The 19,492-nt window shown below is 71.4% G+C and carries 15 protein-coding genes; 13 read left to right on the top strand and 2 right to left on the bottom strand.

Annotation, left to right across the window (positions count from 1 at the left end; all coding sequences use genetic code 11):
• The first annotated feature begins 124 nt into the window (after positions 1 to 124).
• The 13 genes from DIZ27_RS19920 to DIZ27_RS19855 all read left to right on the top strand — a co-directional run bounded on the left by DIZ27_RS19920 (position 125) and on the right by DIZ27_RS19855 (position 17,397).
• Entirely contained in the window at positions 125 to 430 is a 306-nt protein-coding gene (locus DIZ27_RS19920) for a chorismate mutase family protein (RefSeq protein ID WP_109379781.1), read from the top strand.
• On the top strand, positions 427 to 2,517 hold the full coding sequence (pabB, locus tag DIZ27_RS19915) for an aminodeoxychorismate synthase component I (protein WP_109379780.1): 2,091 nt from the start codon (positions 427 to 429) through the stop codon (positions 2,515 to 2,517). Before DIZ27_RS19920 ends, pabB begins: the two co-directional genes overlap by 4 nt.
• On the top strand, positions 2,514 to 3,380 hold the full coding sequence (locus tag DIZ27_RS19910; protein WP_109379779.1) for a prephenate dehydrogenase/arogenate dehydrogenase family protein: 867 nt from the start codon (positions 2,514 to 2,516) through the stop codon (positions 3,378 to 3,380). The genes pabB and DIZ27_RS19910 overlap by 4 nt, the downstream gene beginning before the upstream one ends.
• A 132-nt stretch (positions 3,381 to 3,512) precedes the next feature.
• Positions 3,513 to 5,189: a class I adenylate-forming enzyme family protein gene (locus DIZ27_RS19905; RefSeq protein WP_109379778.1), complete on the top strand. Its 1,677-nt coding sequence runs from the start codon at positions 3,513 to 3,515 to the stop codon at positions 5,187 to 5,189.
• On the top strand, positions 5,186 to 5,800 hold the full coding sequence (locus tag DIZ27_RS19900) for a DsbA family protein (protein WP_109379777.1): 615 nt from the start codon (positions 5,186 to 5,188) through the stop codon (positions 5,798 to 5,800). Before DIZ27_RS19905 ends, DIZ27_RS19900 begins: the two co-directional genes overlap by 4 nt.
• Before the next feature lie 104 nt (positions 5,801 to 5,904).
• Positions 5,905 to 8,517 carry an ATP-grasp domain-containing protein gene (locus DIZ27_RS47190; protein ID WP_258308465.1) on the top strand — a complete coding sequence of 871 codons (2,613 nt, stop codon included), beginning with the start codon at positions 5,905 to 5,907 and terminating at the stop codon, positions 8,515 to 8,517.
• Complete coding sequence (locus DIZ27_RS19885) at positions 8,517 to 9,842, top strand: MFS transporter (protein WP_109379776.1); 1,326 nt, start codon at positions 8,517 to 8,519, stop codon at positions 9,840 to 9,842. The genes DIZ27_RS47190 and DIZ27_RS19885 overlap by 1 nt, the downstream gene beginning before the upstream one ends.
• On the top strand, positions 9,839 to 11,086 hold the full coding sequence (locus DIZ27_RS19880; RefSeq protein ID WP_109379775.1) for an ATP-grasp domain-containing protein: 1,248 nt from the start codon (positions 9,839 to 9,841) through the stop codon (positions 11,084 to 11,086). The genes DIZ27_RS19885 and DIZ27_RS19880 overlap by 4 nt, the downstream gene beginning before the upstream one ends.
• Positions 11,087 to 11,108: 22 nt before the next feature.
• Positions 11,109 to 12,065: a PLP-dependent cysteine synthase family protein gene (locus DIZ27_RS19875; RefSeq protein WP_258308464.1), complete on the top strand. Its 957-nt coding sequence runs from the start codon at positions 11,109 to 11,111 to the stop codon at positions 12,063 to 12,065.
• Positions 12,055 to 12,618: a serine O-acetyltransferase EpsC gene (gene epsC / locus DIZ27_RS19870; RefSeq protein ID WP_258308463.1), complete on the top strand. Its 564-nt coding sequence runs from the start codon at positions 12,055 to 12,057 to the stop codon at positions 12,616 to 12,618. Before DIZ27_RS19875 ends, epsC begins: the two co-directional genes overlap by 11 nt.
• A gap of 155 nt (positions 12,619 to 12,773) precedes the next feature.
• Entirely contained in the window at positions 12,774 to 15,341 is a 2,568-nt protein-coding gene (locus DIZ27_RS47185) for an ATP-grasp domain-containing protein (RefSeq protein ID WP_258308462.1), read from the top strand.
• Positions 15,338 to 16,603: an MFS transporter gene (locus DIZ27_RS19860; RefSeq protein ID WP_258308461.1), complete on the top strand. Its 1,266-nt coding sequence runs from the start codon at positions 15,338 to 15,340 to the stop codon at positions 16,601 to 16,603. The genes DIZ27_RS47185 and DIZ27_RS19860 overlap by 4 nt, the downstream gene beginning before the upstream one ends.
• 116 nt (positions 16,604 to 16,719) lie before the next feature.
• Positions 16,720 to 17,397, top strand: coding sequence for a TRM11 family methyltransferase (locus DIZ27_RS19855; RefSeq protein WP_109379772.1), 678 nt, complete (start codon positions 16,720 to 16,722; stop codon positions 17,395 to 17,397).
• 21 nt (positions 17,398 to 17,418) lie between these two features.
• Here the strand turns inward: DIZ27_RS19855 and DIZ27_RS19850 are convergent, their stop codons facing one another.
• The gene (locus DIZ27_RS19850; RefSeq protein WP_109379771.1) at positions 17,419 to 18,417 is read right to left on the bottom strand and encodes a histidinol-phosphate transaminase; all 999 of its coding nucleotides are present in this window, start codon (positions 18,415 to 18,417) and stop codon (positions 17,419 to 17,421) included.
• 86 nt (positions 18,418 to 18,503) lie between these two features.
• Positions 18,504 to 19,367, bottom strand: a complete 864-nt coding sequence (locus DIZ27_RS19845) for a LuxR family transcriptional regulator (RefSeq protein WP_109379770.1) — start codon at positions 19,365 to 19,367, stop codon at positions 18,504 to 18,506.
• Positions 19,368 to 19,492 lie beyond the last annotated feature (125 nt).

The raw sequence follows: 19,492 nt of genomic DNA, 5'->3' as shown, positions 1-19,492 counted from the left end.
CCCGATTCGGGTATTATGCATCCCCGCACTGTGTGCAGTGCGGGGACCCGAGCTATCGACCGGGTGGTCACCGCAGCCCGCGGACCTGCAGAATTCTCTGCGTCAATGGGGGAGGGGTAGATTCATGCAGCAGAATTTACGTTCCGAAGTAACCATCGAAGATCTGCGTGCGGAACTCGACGCGATCGACAGGCAATTCCTTGAGGCCCTGCGTGCCCGCATCGAGAAGTGCGTCGAGATCGGCCACTTCAAGCGCGAGCACGGCGTTCCGATGATGCAGCCGCAGCGCATCGGTGTCGTGCAGGAGAGGGCCGCGCGGTACGGTGCGGAGCACAGCATCAGCCAGGAATTCCTGCGCGATCTCTATGACTTGATCATCGCTGAGACATGCCGCGTCGAGGACGTGGTGATCGCGGGGCGCTCATCATGAGAACACTGCTGATAGACAACTACGACTCGTTCACGTACAACCTTTACCAGCTTCTCGGCGAGGTGAACGGTCTGCCGCCGGTCGTCGTCAGGAACGGCACCGACTGGGACACGCTGGACCTCGCCGCGTACGACGCGATCGTCGTCTCGCCGGGCCCTGGACGCCCCAGCCGTAAGCGGGACTTCGGCATCAGCGCCCGCGCCATCCTGGAGAGCGGTCTGCCGGTGCTCGGCGTGTGCCTCGGCCACCAGGGCATCACGCACCTGTTCGGCGGCGAGGTCGGCCTCGCGCCGCAGCCCATGCACGGCCGTGTCTCCGCGGTGCGTCACACCGGCGTCGACATCTTCAAGGATCTGCCAAGCCCCTACGACGTCGTGCGCTACCACTCCCTGGCCGTGACCCGGCTCCCCGACGACTTGGAGGCCATCGCCTGGACCGAGGACGGCGTGGTCATGGGCGTGCGGCACACCTCGCTGCCGGTGTGGGGCGTCCAGTTCCACCCCGAGTCCATCAGCAGTGAGTACGGCCGCGAACTCCTCGCCAACTTCCGTGACCTGGCGCTGTCCCACGCAGGGAAGAAGGACGGCCGCCGTCCGCGCACCTACACCGTGCACGTGCGCACCGTGGCGACGGAGCCCGACACCGAGGCCGCCTACCGGGAGCTGTTCGCCGCCAGGGAGCACGGGTTCTGGCTGGACAGCGGTGCCGTCATCGATGGCCTGTCCCGCTTCTCCTTCCTGGGCGACGGCAGCGGCCCGCTCGCCGAGTACGTCAGTTACCGGGTCTCCGACGGCTTCGTCACCGTGCGCTCCGGCGGCACGGAGGAGATCGTCGAGCAGAGCTTCTTCGACTACCTCGACGAGCAGCTCAGACTGCGCCGGGTGCCCGTCCCGCAAGGCCTGCCGTTCGAGTTCAACCTCGGATACGTCGGCTATCTCGGCTACGAACTGAAGGCCGAGGCCGGTGCGCAGGCCGTGCACAAGGCCGAGACCCCCGACGCCGGCCTGCTCTTCGCGGACCGGATGCTCGCCGTCGACCACGCCGAGGGCGTCAGCCATCTGCTCGCGCTGTCCGCCGACGGCGACGCCGCGGAGGCCGAGCGCTGGCTCGACGAGATGGAGCGGCGCCTGCGCGGGCTGCCCACGGCGAAGGGCGCGAAGGAGGGGCAGGACGCGCCGGTCGCGCTGTGCGACGGCATGACCGCGCCCGAGGCCGTGCCCGTCACGCACCTGCGGCACGACGAGGAGGACTACCTCGCGCGGATCGCCGAGAGCCTGGAGGAGATCCGGCAGGGCGAGACGTACGAGGTGTGCCTGACCAACACGGTCACGATGGACGTGTCGATCGACCCGCTGACCACGTACGCCGAACTGCGCAGGATCAGCCCCGTCCCGTACGGTGCGCTGCTCGATTACCCCGGTGTCGCGGTGCTCAGCGCCTCGCCCGAGCGGTTCCTGACCATAGGCACCGACCGGGTCGCCGAGTCCAAGCCGATCAAGGGCACCCGGCCGCGCGGCGCCACTCCCGAGGAGGACGAGGCGCTGCGGCTGGACCTGCTCGGCCGGGAGAAGGACCGCGCCGAGAACCTGATGATCGTGGACCTGATCCGCAATGACCTCAACGTGGTATCCGAGGTCGGATCGGTGCACGTGCCGCGCCTGTTCCACGTGGAGACGTACGCGCCCGTGCACCAGTTGGTGTCCACCATTCGCGGCACCCTGCGCGACGGCGAGTCGGCGGTCTCCTGTGTCCGTGCCGCCTTCCCCGGCGGATCGATGACCGGAGCGCCCAAGCTGCGCACGATGGAGATCATCGACCGGCTCGAAGAAGGCCCGCGGGGGGTTTACTCGGGGGCGCTCGGCTGGTTCGCCCTCAGCGGCGCCGCCGACCTGAGCATCGTGATCCGCACGCTCGTCGCCACCGACGACCGGGTCGACTTCGGCGTCGGTGGCGCGATCGTCACCCTGTCCGACCCTGCCGAGGAGTTCGAGGAGACAGTCGTCAAGTCGCGGGCCATGGTGACGGCCGTGCTGCGTACGGCCGTCGACCGGGACGCGGCGCAGGAGCTCGCGCGGAGCACGTCATGATCAAGCGGGCCGTGGTCGTCGGCGGGGCCGGCGCGGTCGGACGCCTCTTCGCCGGGCGGCTGCTCGCCTCGAGCGCCGAGGTGACCGTGATCGACACTGCTGCGTCCTGCGGCGTCCCCGGCGCGCGGTACGTACGCGGCGATATCACAGCGCCCGGGTTCCGCGTCGGCGCCGAGGTGGGGCACGCCGACCTCGTCGTCCTCGCCCTGCCGGAGACGGCGGCCCTGTCCGCCGTGCCGGAGGTGGCAAGGGAGCTGCGCCCCGACGCCGTGCTCGTGGACACCCTGTCCGTCAAGCAGCCGATCACGCGGGCCGTCCGGGACGCGGCGCCCGGCGTCCAGGCCGTTGGCCTCAACCCGATGTTCGCGCCCTCGCTCGGCTTCGAGGGCCGTCCGGTCGCGGCCGTCGTGGTCCACGAGGGGCCGCGCACCGGAGAGGTGCTGCGGCTCGTCGAGGAGTGGGGCGCGCGGGTCGTGCGCGTCGGCGCGCAGGAGCACGACAGGATCGCCGCGGCCGTGCAGGCGCTGCCCCACGCCGTGGTCCTCGGCTTCGGGCTCGCCCTGCGCGCCCTCGACGTGTCCGCCGCAGACGTGGCGGCCGTCGCACCGCCGCCCGTGAACACGCTGCTCGCCCTGCTCGCCCGGGTCACCTCCGGCACTCCGGAGGTGTACTGGGACGTGCAGGCCGCCAACCCAGAGGCGGAAGCGGCCCGTTCGGCACTGGACGAGGGGCTGCGCAGGCTCGCGGAAGCCACGGGCGGCAGCGCGGAATTCGCCGCGCTCCTGGCCGATGCGCGCGCCGCGCTCGGATCCGGCCTCGACCACTACCGGGACACCTGTGCACGGCTCTTCCACCACGTCTGAGGCGTCCGCGCGTCCCGCGCACCCCAGAGCCCGAACGGCACTTCAGCACGCCCAGGACAGACCCGGTCAAGCCCGACCAGGCCTGCGCGCATTCGTACCGATGTCCGACCCGGAACACCGAAAAGGTGCCTCATGACCACATTCGCCCCGACCGTCCTCACGCCGGAGCAGCGCGCGGCCGTGGCCGCCGACAGCTCGATCGGCGGCGGCAACCTGCTGCGCAAGGCTCTCGCCGTGAACCCGCACCCAGACGTGCCGTTCATCTACGCCACGCGCCCCATCGCCACCCCGGACGGCGGGTCCAAGCAGGACTTCAGCCTCGCCGAGTTCGACGTGCTCGCCCAGAGCTGGTCGACCTGGTACCGGGAGCAGGGCGTGCAGCCCCGTGACCGCGTCGCCGTCTGGTTCGAGGACTCCATCGCGTACTCCCTGCACTTCTACGCCCTCGCCCAGATCGGCGCGGTCGCCCTGCTCATCAACTCCAATGCGTCGCAGGCCATCGCGGTCTCCCTGATCGAGCAGACGACGCCGGTCGGCCTCTACGCCGACCAGGCCCGCATCGACCTGCTCGGCTCCGCCGCACAGGACCTGGCGAGCCTGCGGTGGATCCAGTCCGCCGCCGAGCTGCCGGCGCCGCCCGCGGCGAGCCTGCCCGAGGACGCGTACTGGAACCACCACGACGAGGACCCGGTCGCGCTCCTGCACTCCTCCGGGACCACGGGCCGGCCGAAGCCCACCATCCACACTCACAAGTCGATCGTCTCGGGCCCGAAGTTCCGCCTGGTCGACCACGAGGAGCAGCCGGGTGCCCTGATGATGACCGCGCTGCCCCAGTCGCACCTCGGCTGCGTCGCGTACACCGTGTACGCGGTCCTCGGCGGCACCCCGATCGTCGCGCTCAGCGACCGCAGCGGCACCGAACTCGCCGCGGCCGTCAAGCGGTACCAGCCGACCTCAGTGATGTCGTTCGCGCACGGCTACGCCGAGCTCGCCGCCATCGACCCGGAGCCGGGCTCGGTCGACTCCGTCAACGCGTGGGTGTCCATCGGCGACGCCGTGCACCAGGCGCACATCACCAAGGTCCTGTCGATGCGCAGCCAGGGCCTCACGCCCGCCGCGTTCTTCGACCGGCTCGGCACCACCGAACTCGGCTGGGGCGTCCTGCTGAAGATCCGCACCCTGGACACCGAGCGCAACGACCGCTGCGCCGGCAAGCCGGTCGGCGTCGCCGAGGTCACCATCCTGCGCACGGACGGCAGCAAGGCCGACGACAACGAGGTCGGCTACCTCGCCGCCAAGGGACCCGCCATCACCCCCGGCTACTGGGCCGACTCCGACACCACCTACCGCTTCAAGCTGGCCGGTTACTGGCTGCCCGGCGACATGGCCTACCGTGACGAGCATGGCGACTTCTTCCTCGTCGACCGCGCCGCCGACGCCATCGAGACCGAGAACGGCACCGGCTATTCGGTGTTCATGGAGGAGGTCGTCCTCAACGACGTGCCCGACACCGGCGACGTCACCGTGATCGCGGGCCGCAAGGACGACAGGGTCGTCCCGGTCGCCGTGGTCACCGCCGCCGGCACCGACCCGGAGAAGCTGCTCGTCCAGGCCAACGAGGCGCTGCAGGCCGCGGGCCACCCGCTGCTCGGCCTGCTGGAGATCGCGCAGAGCGAGGCCGACTTCCCGGTCGGCGTCACCGGCAAGGTCCTCAAGCGGCAGCTGCGCGAGAAGTACGCGGACCTGACCGCCTACCTCGCCGCCGCCGACGGCAAGACGCTCGCCGCCACCGCCGAGGTGTCCGCGTGACCGAGGCCCGTACCCCGAAGGTCGACTTCTACTTCGACCCGGCCTGCCCCTTCGCCTGGATCACCTCCCGTTGGATCATGGAGGTCGCCCAGCTGCGCGAACTCGACCTGCGGTTCCGGCTGATGAGTCTGTACGTGCTCAACGAGGGCCGCGAGCTGCCGGACTGGTACCGCACGCTCGTCGACAACTCCCTCGCGCTGAACCGGATCTGCACGGCGGCCGCTCAGGAACTCGGCGAGGAGGTCCTGGCCGACCTCTACACCGAGCTCGGCACCCGCATCCACAACGGCGGCAACAAGGACTACTGGGCCGTCGCCGCCGAGGCCGTCGCCGCGCTCGGGCTGCCGAAGTCGCTGCTCGACGCCGCGGACAGCGACGCGTACGACGAGCAGCTGCGCAAGAGCCACCACGAGGGGATGGACCCGGTCGGCGAGGACGTGGGCACGCCCACGATCCACATCGACGGGGTGGCCTTCTTCGGCCCCGTTCTGAACTCGATCCCCCGCGGTGAGGAGGCGGCGAGACTCTTCGACGCGGCGCGGACGCTGGCGGGTTACCCCGACTTCTTCGAGCTGAAGAGGACGCGTACGGGGTCGCTCCGCTTCGACTGAGGTCCGGCCGAGGCCGGCCCTCGGGCCGTGGTGGGGGTGCGCGGCGGCGCACCCCCACCCCACCACTCACGACCACACCGGCACCAGTACCGACAGAGGAAGCCGTGACCATCAACGAGTCGAATCCCCAGACCGTGTGCCCGGACGCCTTCGTCCTCACCGGATCCTTCCTGGTCGTGTGCCGTGCGCCCCTGTACCTGGAGGAGCTGGCCCGGCGCGGGCTGAAGATCCTGCTCGTCACGCCGTCTGCGTGGCGGGACGAGGCCCTGGCCGCGTCCGAGGACCCGGACCACCCGGCGGCGCTCATCGACGAGTTCGCGTTCGTCGACGGCGACGTCGCCCGCGACAACTCGTACCTGCCGGGCGTGATCACCGCGGCGCGGCGCTGGCGGGAGGCCTACCGGATCGTCGGCGCGTACGCCGTCGGCGAGACCCAGGTGGAACCGACTGGGCTGCTCGCCGACGCCCTCGGCGTCCCTACACCGGGGCTGCGCGCCACCCGGGCCTGCCGCAGCAAGTACCTGCAGCGCTGGTACCTGCCCGAGTTCAGCCCCGTGTCCCTGACCGTGCCGCCGGAGGATCGGGCCGGGCTCGATGCGGCCGCGGTGCTGTATCCGGCCGTCGTCAAGCCCGCGAGCCGGCACTCCAGTTCGGGTGTCGAGACCGTGGCGGACGCCGGTGCGCTGCGGGTACTGCTCGACACCTACCCGGAGCACGAGACCGTGCTCGTCGAGGAGAAGATCGCCGGGCAGGAGTACTCGGTGGAGTCCCTGGTGCAGAACGGGCGCGTCCTGTTCGCCTCCGCGACCCGCAAGGACACCACCGACTCCCACGCCCATACGTTCGTCGAGCTGTCCCACACCGTGCCCAGCGACCGACTCGACCACGACGCGGTGCTGCTCGACGCCAACGCGCGGATGCTCGCCGCGCTCGGCTTCCAGGACGGCATGGCGCACGCCGAGTGGCGAGTCGACGTCGCGGGGCGTCCGTACCTGATGGAGGTCGCGGCCCGTACGCCGGGCGATGGGCTGTGCGTGCTGTATGAACTGGCCACCGGCGCCCCGCTGGAGCCCGAGATCGTCCGCATCGCCCTCGGCGAGCCCGCCTCCTACCCGGCGCCGGCCCGGGTGGCCCGCCAGGTCTACCTGGAGCACACGCCCGGCGTGCTGCGCGACGTCACCGTGGACGGCTTCGACACCGAGCCCGTCTGGGTCGGCGACGGCGGCCTGTGGCCCCGTATCGCGCCCGGCGCCGCCGGTGACGCGCCCGCCCTGCGCGCCGTCCTTGTGCACAAGGACCGTGGTGCCCGCCTGACCGAGCTGCGCAACTCCGAGGACCGCGCCGTGTCCTTCTTCATCGATGCCTCGACCATCGCCGAGCTCGACGCCCTGGAGGAGCGGGTGCGGGCCGCGATCACCCTGGACGTTGAACCCGAGGTGCCGTGGAGCGTCACGCACGTCCTCGTCGGTTACAGCCCGGTCATGCTCGCCAAGCTGGACACCCAGCTGCCCGCCGGGTCGGTCCTCGTCCTGGAGGAGCCCGCCGTCATCGAGGCACGCGGCCTTGCGGGCCTGCCGGAGCGGCACCCGTCCGTGGCCGCGCTGCGGCCCGCGCCGACGCAGGACGAGGCGCGCCCCGAGCGAATCGCGGGCGCCGTGCCGCGCCCGGAGCGGGTGCGCGCGGTCGTCCCGGTCGTCGAGTACGCGGTCGTGACGGCGGCCGCGCTCGCCGAGGCCTGGGGTCTGCCCGGTGCGGGCCTCGGTGCCGCCCGGATCCTGCGTGACAAGGGTCGGCTGCGTGCCGCGCTCGACGGGTCCGGGGTCGCACAGCCCGCGTGGGCGGTGGTCGACACCGCCGCCGACGTGGCCGCGTTCCGGGACGCGCAGGGCGGCGAGGCGGTGCTCAAGCCCGCCAACCGCCAGGCCAGCCTGGGCGTCCAACTGCTCGGCCCGGCCGACGACGTGGCCGCCGCCTGGCGCCACACCACCGCCGCCGACGAGCCCACGCTGCGTGCCGCCTACCCGGACACCGCCCGCTTCCTGGCCGAACAGCGCCTGCGGGGACCGGAGTTCAGCGTCGAAGCCCTCGTCCACGACGGCGGACTCGGCTTCGTCAACGTCACCGCCAAGCAGATCCAGGACTCGCGACACCCGGTCGAGACCGGCCACACCGTGCCCGCCGCCCTGCCCGCGGCCACGGCCGGCGCGCTGCGCGACGGTCTGGCACGGGTCGTGAAGACCGTAGGCTTCCGCACCGGCGTCCTGCACTCCGAGTGGATGCTCGCCGGCGACGGACAGCCGTACCTGGTCGAGTGCGCGGGCCGGCTGCCCGGCGGCGCCATCACCGTGCTGATCGATCTCGCCCACGACACCGACATCCTGGCTGGCCTGCTGAAGGTCCTCGAGGACCGCGGCCCCGTCGACCCGCTGCCCGTCCGGCGCGGCGCGGCCGTGCGCTTCCTGACCGCGCCGCCCGGGCGCGTCGACGAGATCGGCGGCGCCGAGGGGGCGCGGGCCACCGAGGGCGTGTACGAGGTGCACCTGGCCGTAGAACCGGGCGCCACCCTCCGCTCGGTCACCAGCTCCTGGGAGCGCGCCGGGTTCGTCGTCGCGACCGGGCGGGACGGAGCCGAGGCCGCGCGCCGCGCGGAGCAGGCGCTGGCCCTGGTCACGGTGCGCACGACGGATTCGGGGACGCGCGCGGAAGGTGAGCGCTGATGCGGCTTCCGACCTGGCGCGACTACGTCCCGGCCACCTCCGGAGGCCGCACCTTCACGGTCATCTCGCTCGTCAACGCGATCGGCACGGGCCTGTACCTGGCCGCGTCCGCGGTGTTCTTCGTGCGAGCCGCGGGCCTCACGGCCGGGGAGGTCGGCACCGGCCTCGCCATCTCGGGCGTGGTGGGGTTCCTGGCCACGGTGCCGATCGGTGCGGCCGGCGACCACTTCGGTGCCCGGCGTACGCTCATCGCGCTGCAGCTGTGGCGGGCGGGCGGGTTCGTGGCGCTCTGCTTCGTGCACGGCGTCATCGGCTTCACGCTCGTCTCGTGCGCGCTCGCCATGGCTGAGGCGGCGACCCAGCCGATGACGCAGGCCGTGGCGTCGGCGACGGTCGCGGGTAGCGACCGCACGCGGACCATGGCCATCATCCGTACGGTCCGCAACGTGGGCTTCTCACTCGGCGCGCTGCTCGCGGCACCGCTGCTCGCCGCCGACGGCGTGTGGACGTACCGGGCGATCGTCCTCGGCACCGCGACCGCGTTCCTCGCCTCGGCGCTGATGCTGGTGCGGCTGCGGATCTCGGGCGCCGACAGGCCGCAGCACAAGGTGGCCCCGCTGACCGCCGTACGCCAGTTCCGCGACTGGCGGTACGGGCTGTTGACCATCCTCAACGGCGTGCTCAACCTGCATGTGACGATCCTCTCCGTGGGCCTGCCGCTGTGGGCGCTCGCGGCCACCGAGATGCCGACCGGGCTGCTGCCGGGCCTCATCCTGATCAACACCGTGTTGTCGATCGTGCTGCAGGTCCCGGTGGCCAAGGCCGCCGAACGCGAGGGCGGCGCGGTCCGCGCGCTGCGCCTCGCCGGGATCGCGATGGTCCTGTGCTGCCTCGCGCTCGCCGCCGCGAGCGGACCCTCGGCCGCGTGGGTCGCGGGTGCGCTGCTCGTCGTCGGCTGTGTGCTGCTCACGTTCGGCGAGATGTGGCAGGCGACCGGCGGCTGGGATCTGAGCTACAACTGCGCGCCCGAGGACCGCAAGGGCATCTACCTTGCGGTGTTCAGCCTCGGCGGGACCGGTCAGCGCATCGTCGGCCCGGTCCTGGTCACGGCCGTGGTGACCGTGGCGGGGCCCGCCGGATGGTTCGGGCTCGCGGCGCTGTTCGCCGTGGCGGCGCTCCTCGTCGGTCCCGTGACACGGCTGCTCAAGCTCGTCGAAGCCGTTGAGCCCGCCGAGGCCGTTGAGCCCGCCGAGGCCGTCGAACCCGCCGAGGCCTCCGGCGTCGGCACCGTACCCGTCGAACCCTCCGAAGGACGTGCCCGATGACCACCGCATCGCTGGGCCCCGAAGGGCCGTACGACACCAAGGAACTGCTGCTCGTCGGCGTCGGCGTGATGGGCCGCCCCTACCTGGAGGCAGCCGCGCGGCTCGGTCTGCGCGTCCGTGCCGTCGAGTCGGCCGCCGCGTGGGACGGTCGCCCGCTCGACCTGGCCGAGCGTTTCCACCGGGTGGCCGGCGCCCACGACGAGTCCTGGGTGCGCGCCGTCACCGAGGCCGCCGCCGAGGGCACGCCTGACGGCCTGATCGCGTTCGCCGAGCCGCACGTCCTCGCCGGTGCGCTCGTGCAGGAGCGGTACGGGCTGCGCGGCCCCTCGCTGCACGCGGCTGTCGTCTCCCGCAACAAGGCGCTGCAGCGGGCCACGTTCGCCGCGTACGACGTCCCGCAGCCGGACCACGTGCACGTCGGCTCGGTCGCGGAGGCCCGCGACTGGATGCTCGACCGGCTGCCGGTCGTCGTCAAACCGCTGACCCTCGCCGGCAGCCGGGGCGTCGAGCTGGTGAGCGACGCGGCGGACGTCGACGAGGTGATCGCCCGCCGCGGCACCGAGGGCCAGGTCCTGGTCGAGGAGGCGGTCGAGGGCCCCGAGTACAGCTGGGAGGCGCTGCTGCGGGACGGCGAGGTGCTGTTCACGAACGTCACCGCGAAGGAGACCACCCCGCCGCCGTACTTCGTCGAGCTCGCACACCGCTGCGGTCACCGTTTCGACAGGGAACTCGCGGCACAGGTGGACGACTTGACGACCCGGGTGTGCGCGGCCATCGGGATGCGCACCGGACTCGTGCACCTGGAGTTCAAGGTGGGTTCGCGCGGCCCCGTCCTCATGGAGATCGCCGTCCGCACGCCCGGCGACTACCTGCCCGACGCGATCAGCCGTACGTACGGCTTCAACCTGTACGAGGCCATGGTGCGCCTCGCCACAGGACTGCCCCTCGCACCCCTGCCGCAGCAGCCGGTGTCGTACGCGGCCACGGTGTTCCCGACCGCGGCGCCCGGCACCATCCGGGAAATCACCGGCACCGACGAGGTCCTCGCGCATCCTGCAGTGGTGCGGGTCAGACTCCGCAAGGGCCCCGGTGACGCGGTGCTGCCGCTCACCTCGTCCGGCCGGCGCATGGGCCACGTCCTGGTCGACGCCGCCACGCCGGGTGAGCGCGAGGACGCCCTGAAGTTCGTGCGGGAGACCCTGCGCGTCCATGTCGATCCCGCCGGCTCCGGCGCACGGAACTGAGACCGAGGAAGACGCAGCCATAGTGAACCAGGTACGCACCGGCCGCATCGCCACGTCCTTCGAGGACCTCGTCGGCGACACACCCCTGCTCCGGCTCGCCCTCGACGGGCTGCCCGAGACCGCCCGTGTCCTCGCCAAGCTGGAGTCCGCCAACCCGCTGTCCAGCATCAAGGACCGGGCCGCCCTGTTCATGCTGCGCGCCGCCGAGGAGTCCGGCGCGCTCGCACCGGGCGCCACGGTCATCGAGTCGACCTCCGGCAATACCGGGATCGCCCTCACCGCGCTCGCCGCCGCACGCGGCTACCCGTGCCGGATCGTGCTGCCCGACAACGCCTCGCGCGAGCGCGTCCTCACCCTGCGGATGCTCGGCGCCGAGGTGGAGTTCACCGACCACACGCTCGGCTTCGCGGGCTGCGTCGAGCGCGCCGAGAAACTCCACGCCGAGATCCCGGGCTCCTGGTACGCGCGCCAGCACGAGAACCCCGACAACGTACGGGCCCACTACATGACGACCGGACCCGAGATCTGGCGCGATGCCGGCGGCCGCGTCGACTACCTGGTGTGCGGGGTCGGCACCGGCGGCACCCTGACCGGCTGCGCCCGCTATCTGCGCCGGCAGAACCCGGACCTGACGGTCGTCGCCGTCGAACCCGCGGGCTCCCCGCTCCTGTCCGGCGGTGAGCCGGGACCGCACCGCATCCCCGGCCTCAACGGCGGCTTCATCAGCCCTGTCACCGACGTGGACCTCGTCGACGAGGTGATCGTCGTCGGCGACGAGGACGCCGCCGCCACCACACGCGCCATCGCCGCCCGCACCGGGCTCCTCGTCGGGATCTCCGCGGGCGCGGCCGCGTACGGCTGCCTCGAACTCGCCCGCCGTCACGACCTGGCGGACGCGGTCGTGGCGACCGTGTTCCCCGACAGCGGTGAGCGCTATCTGAGCTGGTGGCCCGAGACGGAGCCCTCTGGTGAGCGCTGACGCGTCCCGCGAGAGCCTGCTGCGGCGCGCCTTCCAGGTCCTCGACGTGGTCACGGCCCGTGACCCCTCCGTGCGGTCCCGTCGTGAGGCCCTGCTGCACCCGACGGTGACCGCCCTGCTCGGGCATCGTGTGGCCTATCGTCTGTACCGGCGCGGCCATTTCGCCACGGCGCGGCTGGTCTCCGTGCTGGCGAAGGGCCTCACGGGCGGCGTCGAGATCCACCCCGGGGCGCGGATCGGGCGGCGCTTCTTCGTCGACCACGGTGCCGGTGTCGTGATCGGCGAGACCGCGGTCATCGGCGACGACGTGTCGCTCTTCCACCAGGTGACACTGGGGTCGCGCGGGTGGTGGCACGACAGGGAGCGCGGGCTCGAGGACGGGAAGCGCCGGCATCCGCGCCTCGGGAACGGGGTGACGGTGGGGGTGGGGGCGACGCTGCTCGGGCCGATCACCGTGGGGGACGACGCGCTGATCGGGGCGATGGCACTGGTCACGGCAGACGTGCCGAAAGGAGGCAAGGTCCGGGCCGTGGTCTCCGGGAACGCGCCCTGACCGAGGCGGGCCACCCGCACGCCCGCACCTTTTGCTCCCATACCGGATCCCCCCGATCCCCGCACTGCCACGACCCGAACCTTTGTCCCCATGGCCCCGCCGCCTTCGCACGAGACACAGTTCCCTGCGGACGTAGGGAGGAGAGAGGGACCGAGATGAACCCCGAGCGCACCCTGGTGCTCGTCGGCGGTACCGACGAAACGGTAAAAAAAGCCTGTGACCTCGGGCTGAGCGTGTTGCTGCTCCAGCATTCGACCAAGGTGAGCGAGGAGCAGAACCGGTTAGCCACGGCTGTCGAGGTCGTCGACTACACGGACTGGGCGCTGGTCGAGCCCGTCGTGCGCGCCTGGCACGAGAGTCCCGGTTTCACCGTGGCCACGTCGCTGACCGAGCCGGGACTGGAGAACGCCGGGCGGGTCAACGACTTGTTAGGGCTGCACGGGACCGGGTACGAGGTCACGCGCCGGTTCCGGGACAAGGCCGTGATGCGGCGGTATCTCGCCGAGCACGACCCGGCGCGGGCCGTACGGGCCCAATCCCTGCACAGCCGCGAGGACCTGGGCGCCTTCGGGGCGTCGTACGGCTTCCCCTTCGTCGTCAAGCCCGCCGACGCCACCGCGAGCATCGGTGTCCAGTGCGTCGAGGGACCGGATGACACCGGCCGGGTGTGGGACGAGGTGGACCGGCTCGTCGGCACCCGGACCGACCGGGTCTCCTCTCTGTTCGTGCTGCGGGACTTCCTGATGGAGGAGTACCTGGACGGGCCCGAGTTCAGCGTCGAGTCGTTCAGCTTCGCGGGCCGGCACGTGATCGTCGCGATCACGGAGAAGTTCACCGCGGAGGGCCACTTCGCCGAGCTGGGCCACGCCGTGCCGGCCCGGCTGCCCGCACGGGACGAGGACGCGCTGCGGGATGCGGTGCGCGGCTTCCTCGACGTGATGGGTCTGCGCGACGGCGTGTGCCACACGGAGGTACGCCTCACCGCCCGGGGGCCGCGCGTGATCGAGAGCCACAACCGGATCGCCGGCGACGTCATCCCCGAACTGGTGCACGGCGCGTACGGCATCGATCTGATCTCACTCGCGCTCTCCCATCCCTTCGGCCTGGCCGAGGAGCTGCCCGACCGGCCGCGGTCGCACGGCGGTGCCTGTGTCCGCGCCCTGGTCGGCGCGCCCGGCGCCCGCGTGGAGTCCGTCGCCGGGGTCGAGGAGGCGCGCGGAGCGGACGGCGTCATCGACGTGCGCATCAGTGCCCGGCCCGGCGACACCGTGCGGCCGCTGCGGGACAACTGGGACCGGCTCGGCCTGGTCGCCGTCGCCGCCGGCGACACGGACGCCGCCGTACGGCGCGGCGCCGAGGTCGTCGAGGAGCACCTCCGGATCGTCCTCGCGCACCCCGACGGCCGTACCGGTCTCGCACAGCCGGCGGGGACCGGGGAGCACGCGAACCTGCTGATCCTGCACCGCAATCCGCTGGACCCGTTCCCGTACCGTGCTTGGCTGCCGGACCACACCGGCGACATCGTGGTCCTCGCCGCCCGCGACAAGATCGAGCTGGCCGGCGAGAAAATGCCCGACGGCGCCCTCGGCTACACCCGGCTGGAGATCTTCGACGACTTCGACGCCGCCGAGGTCGATGCCCGTGCTCTCGAACTCGCCGCCGCGCACGGCGTCACCCACGTGATCGCGCTGCACGAGGCGGACCTGCTGCGGGCCGCTCGGCTGCGCGAGAGGCTCGGGCTGCCCGGTGCGTGGCACGCCGACGTGCTGCCGTTCCGCGACAAGGCCCTGATGAAGGCGCGCGCGCAGAAGGCCGGCATCGCGGTGGCGCCGTACGTCCAGCCCCGGACCACCGAGCAGGCCCGGCGGTTCGCGGCGGCGCAGGGCTTTCCGCTCGTTTTCAAGCACCGCCACGGCTTCAACTCGGTCGGTCTGCGCATCCTGCGGGACGAGGCCGCCTTCGAGGAGTGCCTGAAGGACGCGTACGGCGCGGGCGAGCGTGAGGACGTGCTGCTGGAGGGATTCGTACCGGGCCGCATGTGCCATGTCGACGGCTTCGTGGCCGACGGACGGCCGGCCGTGGCCTGGCCCTCGCAGTACCAGTACGACCTCGCTTCCTTCGCCTCGGACCCGGGCCCGCGCATCGACGTGACCCTCGACCGGGACGACCCGCTCACCCCGCGGCTGCTGAACTTCGCCGAGAAGGTCCTCGCCACGCTGACGCCCGAGGGCTCGCGGCTGCGCGACTACGCCTTCCACATGGAGGTCTTCCACACCCCCGACGACCAGCTCGTGCTGTGCGAGAGCGCCTGCCGCTCCGGTGGCGCCAAGATCCGAGAGGTCTTCCACACCCTGTTCGGCGTGCACCTCGGCGAGTACGCCGCGCGCGCCGAAGCCGGTCACACCCGTTCGGAAGCAATGAGGGAGCTGACGGAGACCTCCGGACTGCCCGCGCCCCGGTGCATGTCTGGGCAGATGCTCACCATGAAACGGCCGGGGCTCGTGCGCGCGTTGCCGCCGGAGCCCGACGAACCCTGGCTCACGGGCTTCTGGCTGTTCGCCGAGGAGGGCCAGGCCATCGCTCCCGCCGCGGGCTCCGCCGACTTCCTCGCCGCTGCGGTGGGCTCCGCGCCGACCCGCGCGGAGTGCGAGCGCCGGCTGCGCGCGCTCGGGGACTGGGTGCGGGAGCACACCGAGATCGCCGAGACCGCGGAGGCACCGTGACGACGAGAGGCCCGTCGGCGAGGGCGCGTTACATGCTGGGCATGGTGGTCGACGCCACCGGCAGCGGTATGTACCTGCCCTTGTCCCTGCTGTACTTCCACCACGTCACCGGGCTTCCGCTCACCCAGGTCGGCACCCTGATGACCGCCGCGGCGATGATCGGCCTGATCAGCAATCCGGCGGCGGGGGTCCTCATCGACCGGTTCGGGGCCCGTGCCGTCGTCACCGGCGGTTATCTGCTGCGGGCCGCCGGGTTCTGCACGTATCCGCTGGTGGACAACGGCGTCAGCATGTTCGCCGTGCTTCTGCTGGTGGCGCTCGGCGACATGTCGTACCCGCCGGCGATCCAGTCCTTCATCGCCGAGTTCGTCCAGGGCGCGGACCGCGACAAGCTGCTCGCCGTCCAGCGCAGCCTGCGCAACGCCGGTCTGGGCGTCGGCGGTCTGCTCGCGGGCGCCGTGCTTGCCCTGGGCAGCGACGCGCTCTACCACGTGATCGTGTTCGGAGCTGCCGCCGGCTACGTGGCCGCGGCCGCGTGCATCGGTTCCATTCCCGTACGGAAGGCGGCCTCCGCGGGCCCGCGTGTCTCCCGCAAGGGCGGCTACCGGCTCGTGGCCCGCAACCGCCCGTTCCTCGCCCTGACCCTGCTCAATGTGCCGACGGCGTTCGGCTACACGGTGCTCTCGGTCGGCATCCCGGCCTATGTCACCCAGGACCTGGGCGCGTCCCACTCGCTGGTGGGCGTCCTGTACGCCGTCAATACGGTGGGTATCGCGCTCCTGCAGATCCCGGTCACGCGAAGCCTCGTCGCGTTCCGCCGCTCACGCGCGGTGGCGTTGGGCGCGGCCGTGTTCGCGGCTTCGTTCGTGGTGTTCGCGGTCCTCGCCTCGGTGGGGGACAAGACGGTCGTCCTGGTCGGCGTCTTCGCGGCGACGCTGCTGTTCACGGCGGGCGAGCTGATGCACGGCGCCACGGCGTCCGCGCTGTGCGCCCAGGCCGCGCCGGAGGAGACGCGGGGCCGGCACCTCGCGGTCTACCAGCTGTCCTGGGCGGTGCCCATGGCCCTGGCCCCCGCCGTTCTGACGGCCCTGCTAACCCTGTCGCCGACGGCGATGTGGCTGGTCCTCGCGGCGGGCGCGACGGTCTCGTCCCTGGGCGTCCTGCGCTTGGAGCGGCGGCTGCCGGAGGAGGCGGTGTATCCGCGTCCGCGCGTGGCCGAGACCGAGCCCGAGGACGGGTCCGCGGAGCGGGCCCGGGCCTGACCCGGACCGCGCCCGCCCGTCACGGCCGTACCCACGGCTCCGTCCTTCCCCGCACGCCCCACTCGCTTCTCTGCACGCCCTGCCCGTTCTCCTTGTCCGAAAGGCTGTGATCGTCAATGGGAGTCTCCAGCTGGCTGGTCCTCGAGGAGGAGGACCCCGAGTTCGTGCGGCCCGATGCCGCGGGCTCCTGCGGCATGGTGGCCCAACTCCGTCCTTTGATCCGTGAGTTCAGCGAGCCCGGTGATGTGGTACTCGACCCGTTCGCAGGCTGGGGCACGACCCTGGTGGCCTGCGCGGTCGAGGACAGACGCGGCATCGGCCTGGAGATCGACGCGAACCGGGTGGAGCAGGCGCGGCGTCGCATCGCGCCGTACTCCGGCCAGAGGATGCTGTGCGGCGACGCCCGCAAGCCACCGCTCGACCCCGAGTCCGTGGACCTGGTCCTGTGCGACCTGCCCTACTTCGGGACGGCGCTCGACCTGACGGGAGCCGATCCCGCGACCATGTACGCGCTGCGTGAGTACGACGTCTATCTGGAGGCGCTGGACGACGCCTTCGGCGCCATCGCCGCGGTGATGCGCCCGGGCACGTACGCGGTGATCGCGGTGCAGAACCGGCGGATCGACGGCGCGTTCGTCCCCCTGGCCTGGGACGCGGCCCGCATGCTCGGCCGCCATCTGATCCTGGGCGACGAACGCGTCCACCTCTACGACTGGCCGGTCGGCGGCGACGACCCGATGGTCACCAACCGTTCGCACGAGTACCTGCTGACGGCTACGAAGCCGGCCGCATAGCCGGACGGCCGCCGTGAGGTGTCATCCGGCGAAGTCCGCCGCCACCCGCACCACCAGGGTGTTGGCCTCCGGCTCGCCGACGGTCACGCGCGCGCCCTCCCCGTCGAAGGCCCGCACCCGCACCCCCTGCGCCGCGCACGCCTCGGCGAACGCGGTGGTCCTCTCGCCGAGGGGAAGCCACAGGAAGTTGGCCTCCGTCGGCGGCACCTCGCAGCCGACGGCGAGCAGCCCGCGCCGTACCCGCTCGCGCTCCTTGACCAGGGCCTCCACCCGCTCCATCAGTTCGTCCTCGGCATCGAGGGAGGCGACGGCCGCCGCCTGGGCGAGGGAACCCACCCCGAACGGCACCGCCGCGCCACGTACCTTGGCTGCCACGGGTTCATGGGCGACGGCGAATCCTATGCGCAGCCCCGCCAGGCCGTATGCCTTGGAAAAGGTGCGCAATACCACGAGGTTGAGCCTGTCACGGTACAGCTCGATGCCATCGGGTATGTCCGCGTCCCTGACGAATTCCCGGTATGCCTCGTCGAGCACGACCAGGACGTGTTCCGGAATCCTGGCGAGAAAACGCTCCAGTTCTCCGCGGCTGACCACCGTGCCCGTGGGATTGTTGGGATTGCATACGAACACCACGCGCGTACGCGCGGTCACCGCGTCCGCGAGTGCGTCCAGATCGTGCCGGTGGCCGTCCAGCGGCACCGGGACCGGGGTTCCGCCGCACACCTGGGCCAGATGCGGATAGGCCTCGAACGAGGGCCAGGCGAAGACGACGTCACCACCGCCCGTGCCGAGCGCGGAGTGCAGCAGGTGCAGGGCCACGCCCACGGATCCGGCGCCGAGCGTCAGATGTCCGGGCGGCACGTCGAACCGGCGCGCGAGAGCCTCGGTCAGCGCGATGGCGTATCGGTCGGGGTAGCGGTTGATGCGGGCCGCTTCGGCATGGAGGAGCTCCCGCACGGAGGGTAGCGGCGGATACGGGTTCTCATTGGCGAAGAGGCTGTACGGCGTCAGCGGTGTCATGGAATCCTACATGTCCTTCGGAGAAGTCACAGAGCAGTGCGACCACGGGATCCGGGAATTGCGCGATCGACCCGTGCGCCGCGAGCCTAGATTCCCGTGAATTTCCCCGCAAGGTCCCGCAGTGGTTCACCCGATTCCCCATTCTTTTCCCTTGGTTTCGTCGCTGCCTGCGCCTCTTCGATTCCCATGAGGTATCCGAGTTGCAGGCGGTGCTGGGCACCGTACTGGTCCTTGAGACGGGCGACATGGGACTGCAGTGAACGCAGGCTGAACCCGAGTCGCCGGGCTATCTCCCGGTCCGACTTGCCCTCCGTCAGCAGCTTGCAGATGGCGTCCCGCATCGCGGGCACGATGTCGGTTGCGGCCTCGGCGGCCCGCACCGGCAGGAACGGGTGGGGCTCGGCACGGTCCCACGCCCGCTCGAAGACGTCGGTCAGGAACCGCACGATGGCCGGCTCGGTGACTAAGACGGCCGTGGTGCGGTCCGCGTTCCCGGGGATGAACGCGAGCTTGCGGTCGACGATGATCACACGGTCGAAGAACTCGGCGAGGGTGCGGACTTGGACGCCGTAGCCGGTGACCGCCCGGACGTACTCCTTGGTCGGCTCGTCGAACCGCGTGCTGTGCTGATAGAGCGTGCGCATTGACACTCCGGCGGCGATCCGGTCGCGGACGCCGCTGAGTGCGTCCTGGAGCACCGCCTCGGGCCGCGGGCCCTCCGGCTGTGCCGTGAGGATCTCGGACATGGACCGGTCGACCGTGCGCTGGATCGTCGCCTGGATCTCGGGCATTCCCTGGATGTACGTGATGCCGGCGGGCGCTTCCGCGCAGCCGCAACCGGAGCAGTCCGCTTCCGCCTGATCCGCCTGAGTGGACACGGTGTCCGCGAGTTCATGCAAGGTGCGCGCGACGTGGTGCAGCGTACTCGCGTGATCGCTCGGTATGTTCATCTGATCCCTCGTTTCCCGGCAGTGCGCCGACCCGAAGTATTGATGATCTGTCGCGAGAACTCCAGGGGTGGCAGATTTCTTCGCAGAGCCGCAGCGAGGAGCCGGGGAGAGGAAGTCGGCTCCGG

Origin of the sequence: Streptomyces sp. NWU339 (genome assembly GCF_003143855.1) — a bacterium.
Taxonomy (GTDB): Bacteria; Actinomycetota; Actinomycetes; order Streptomycetales; family Streptomycetaceae; genus Streptomyces.
The sequence above is the reverse complement of the archived record's forward strand: the minus strand, read 5'-3'. Positions and strand labels throughout refer to the sequence as shown.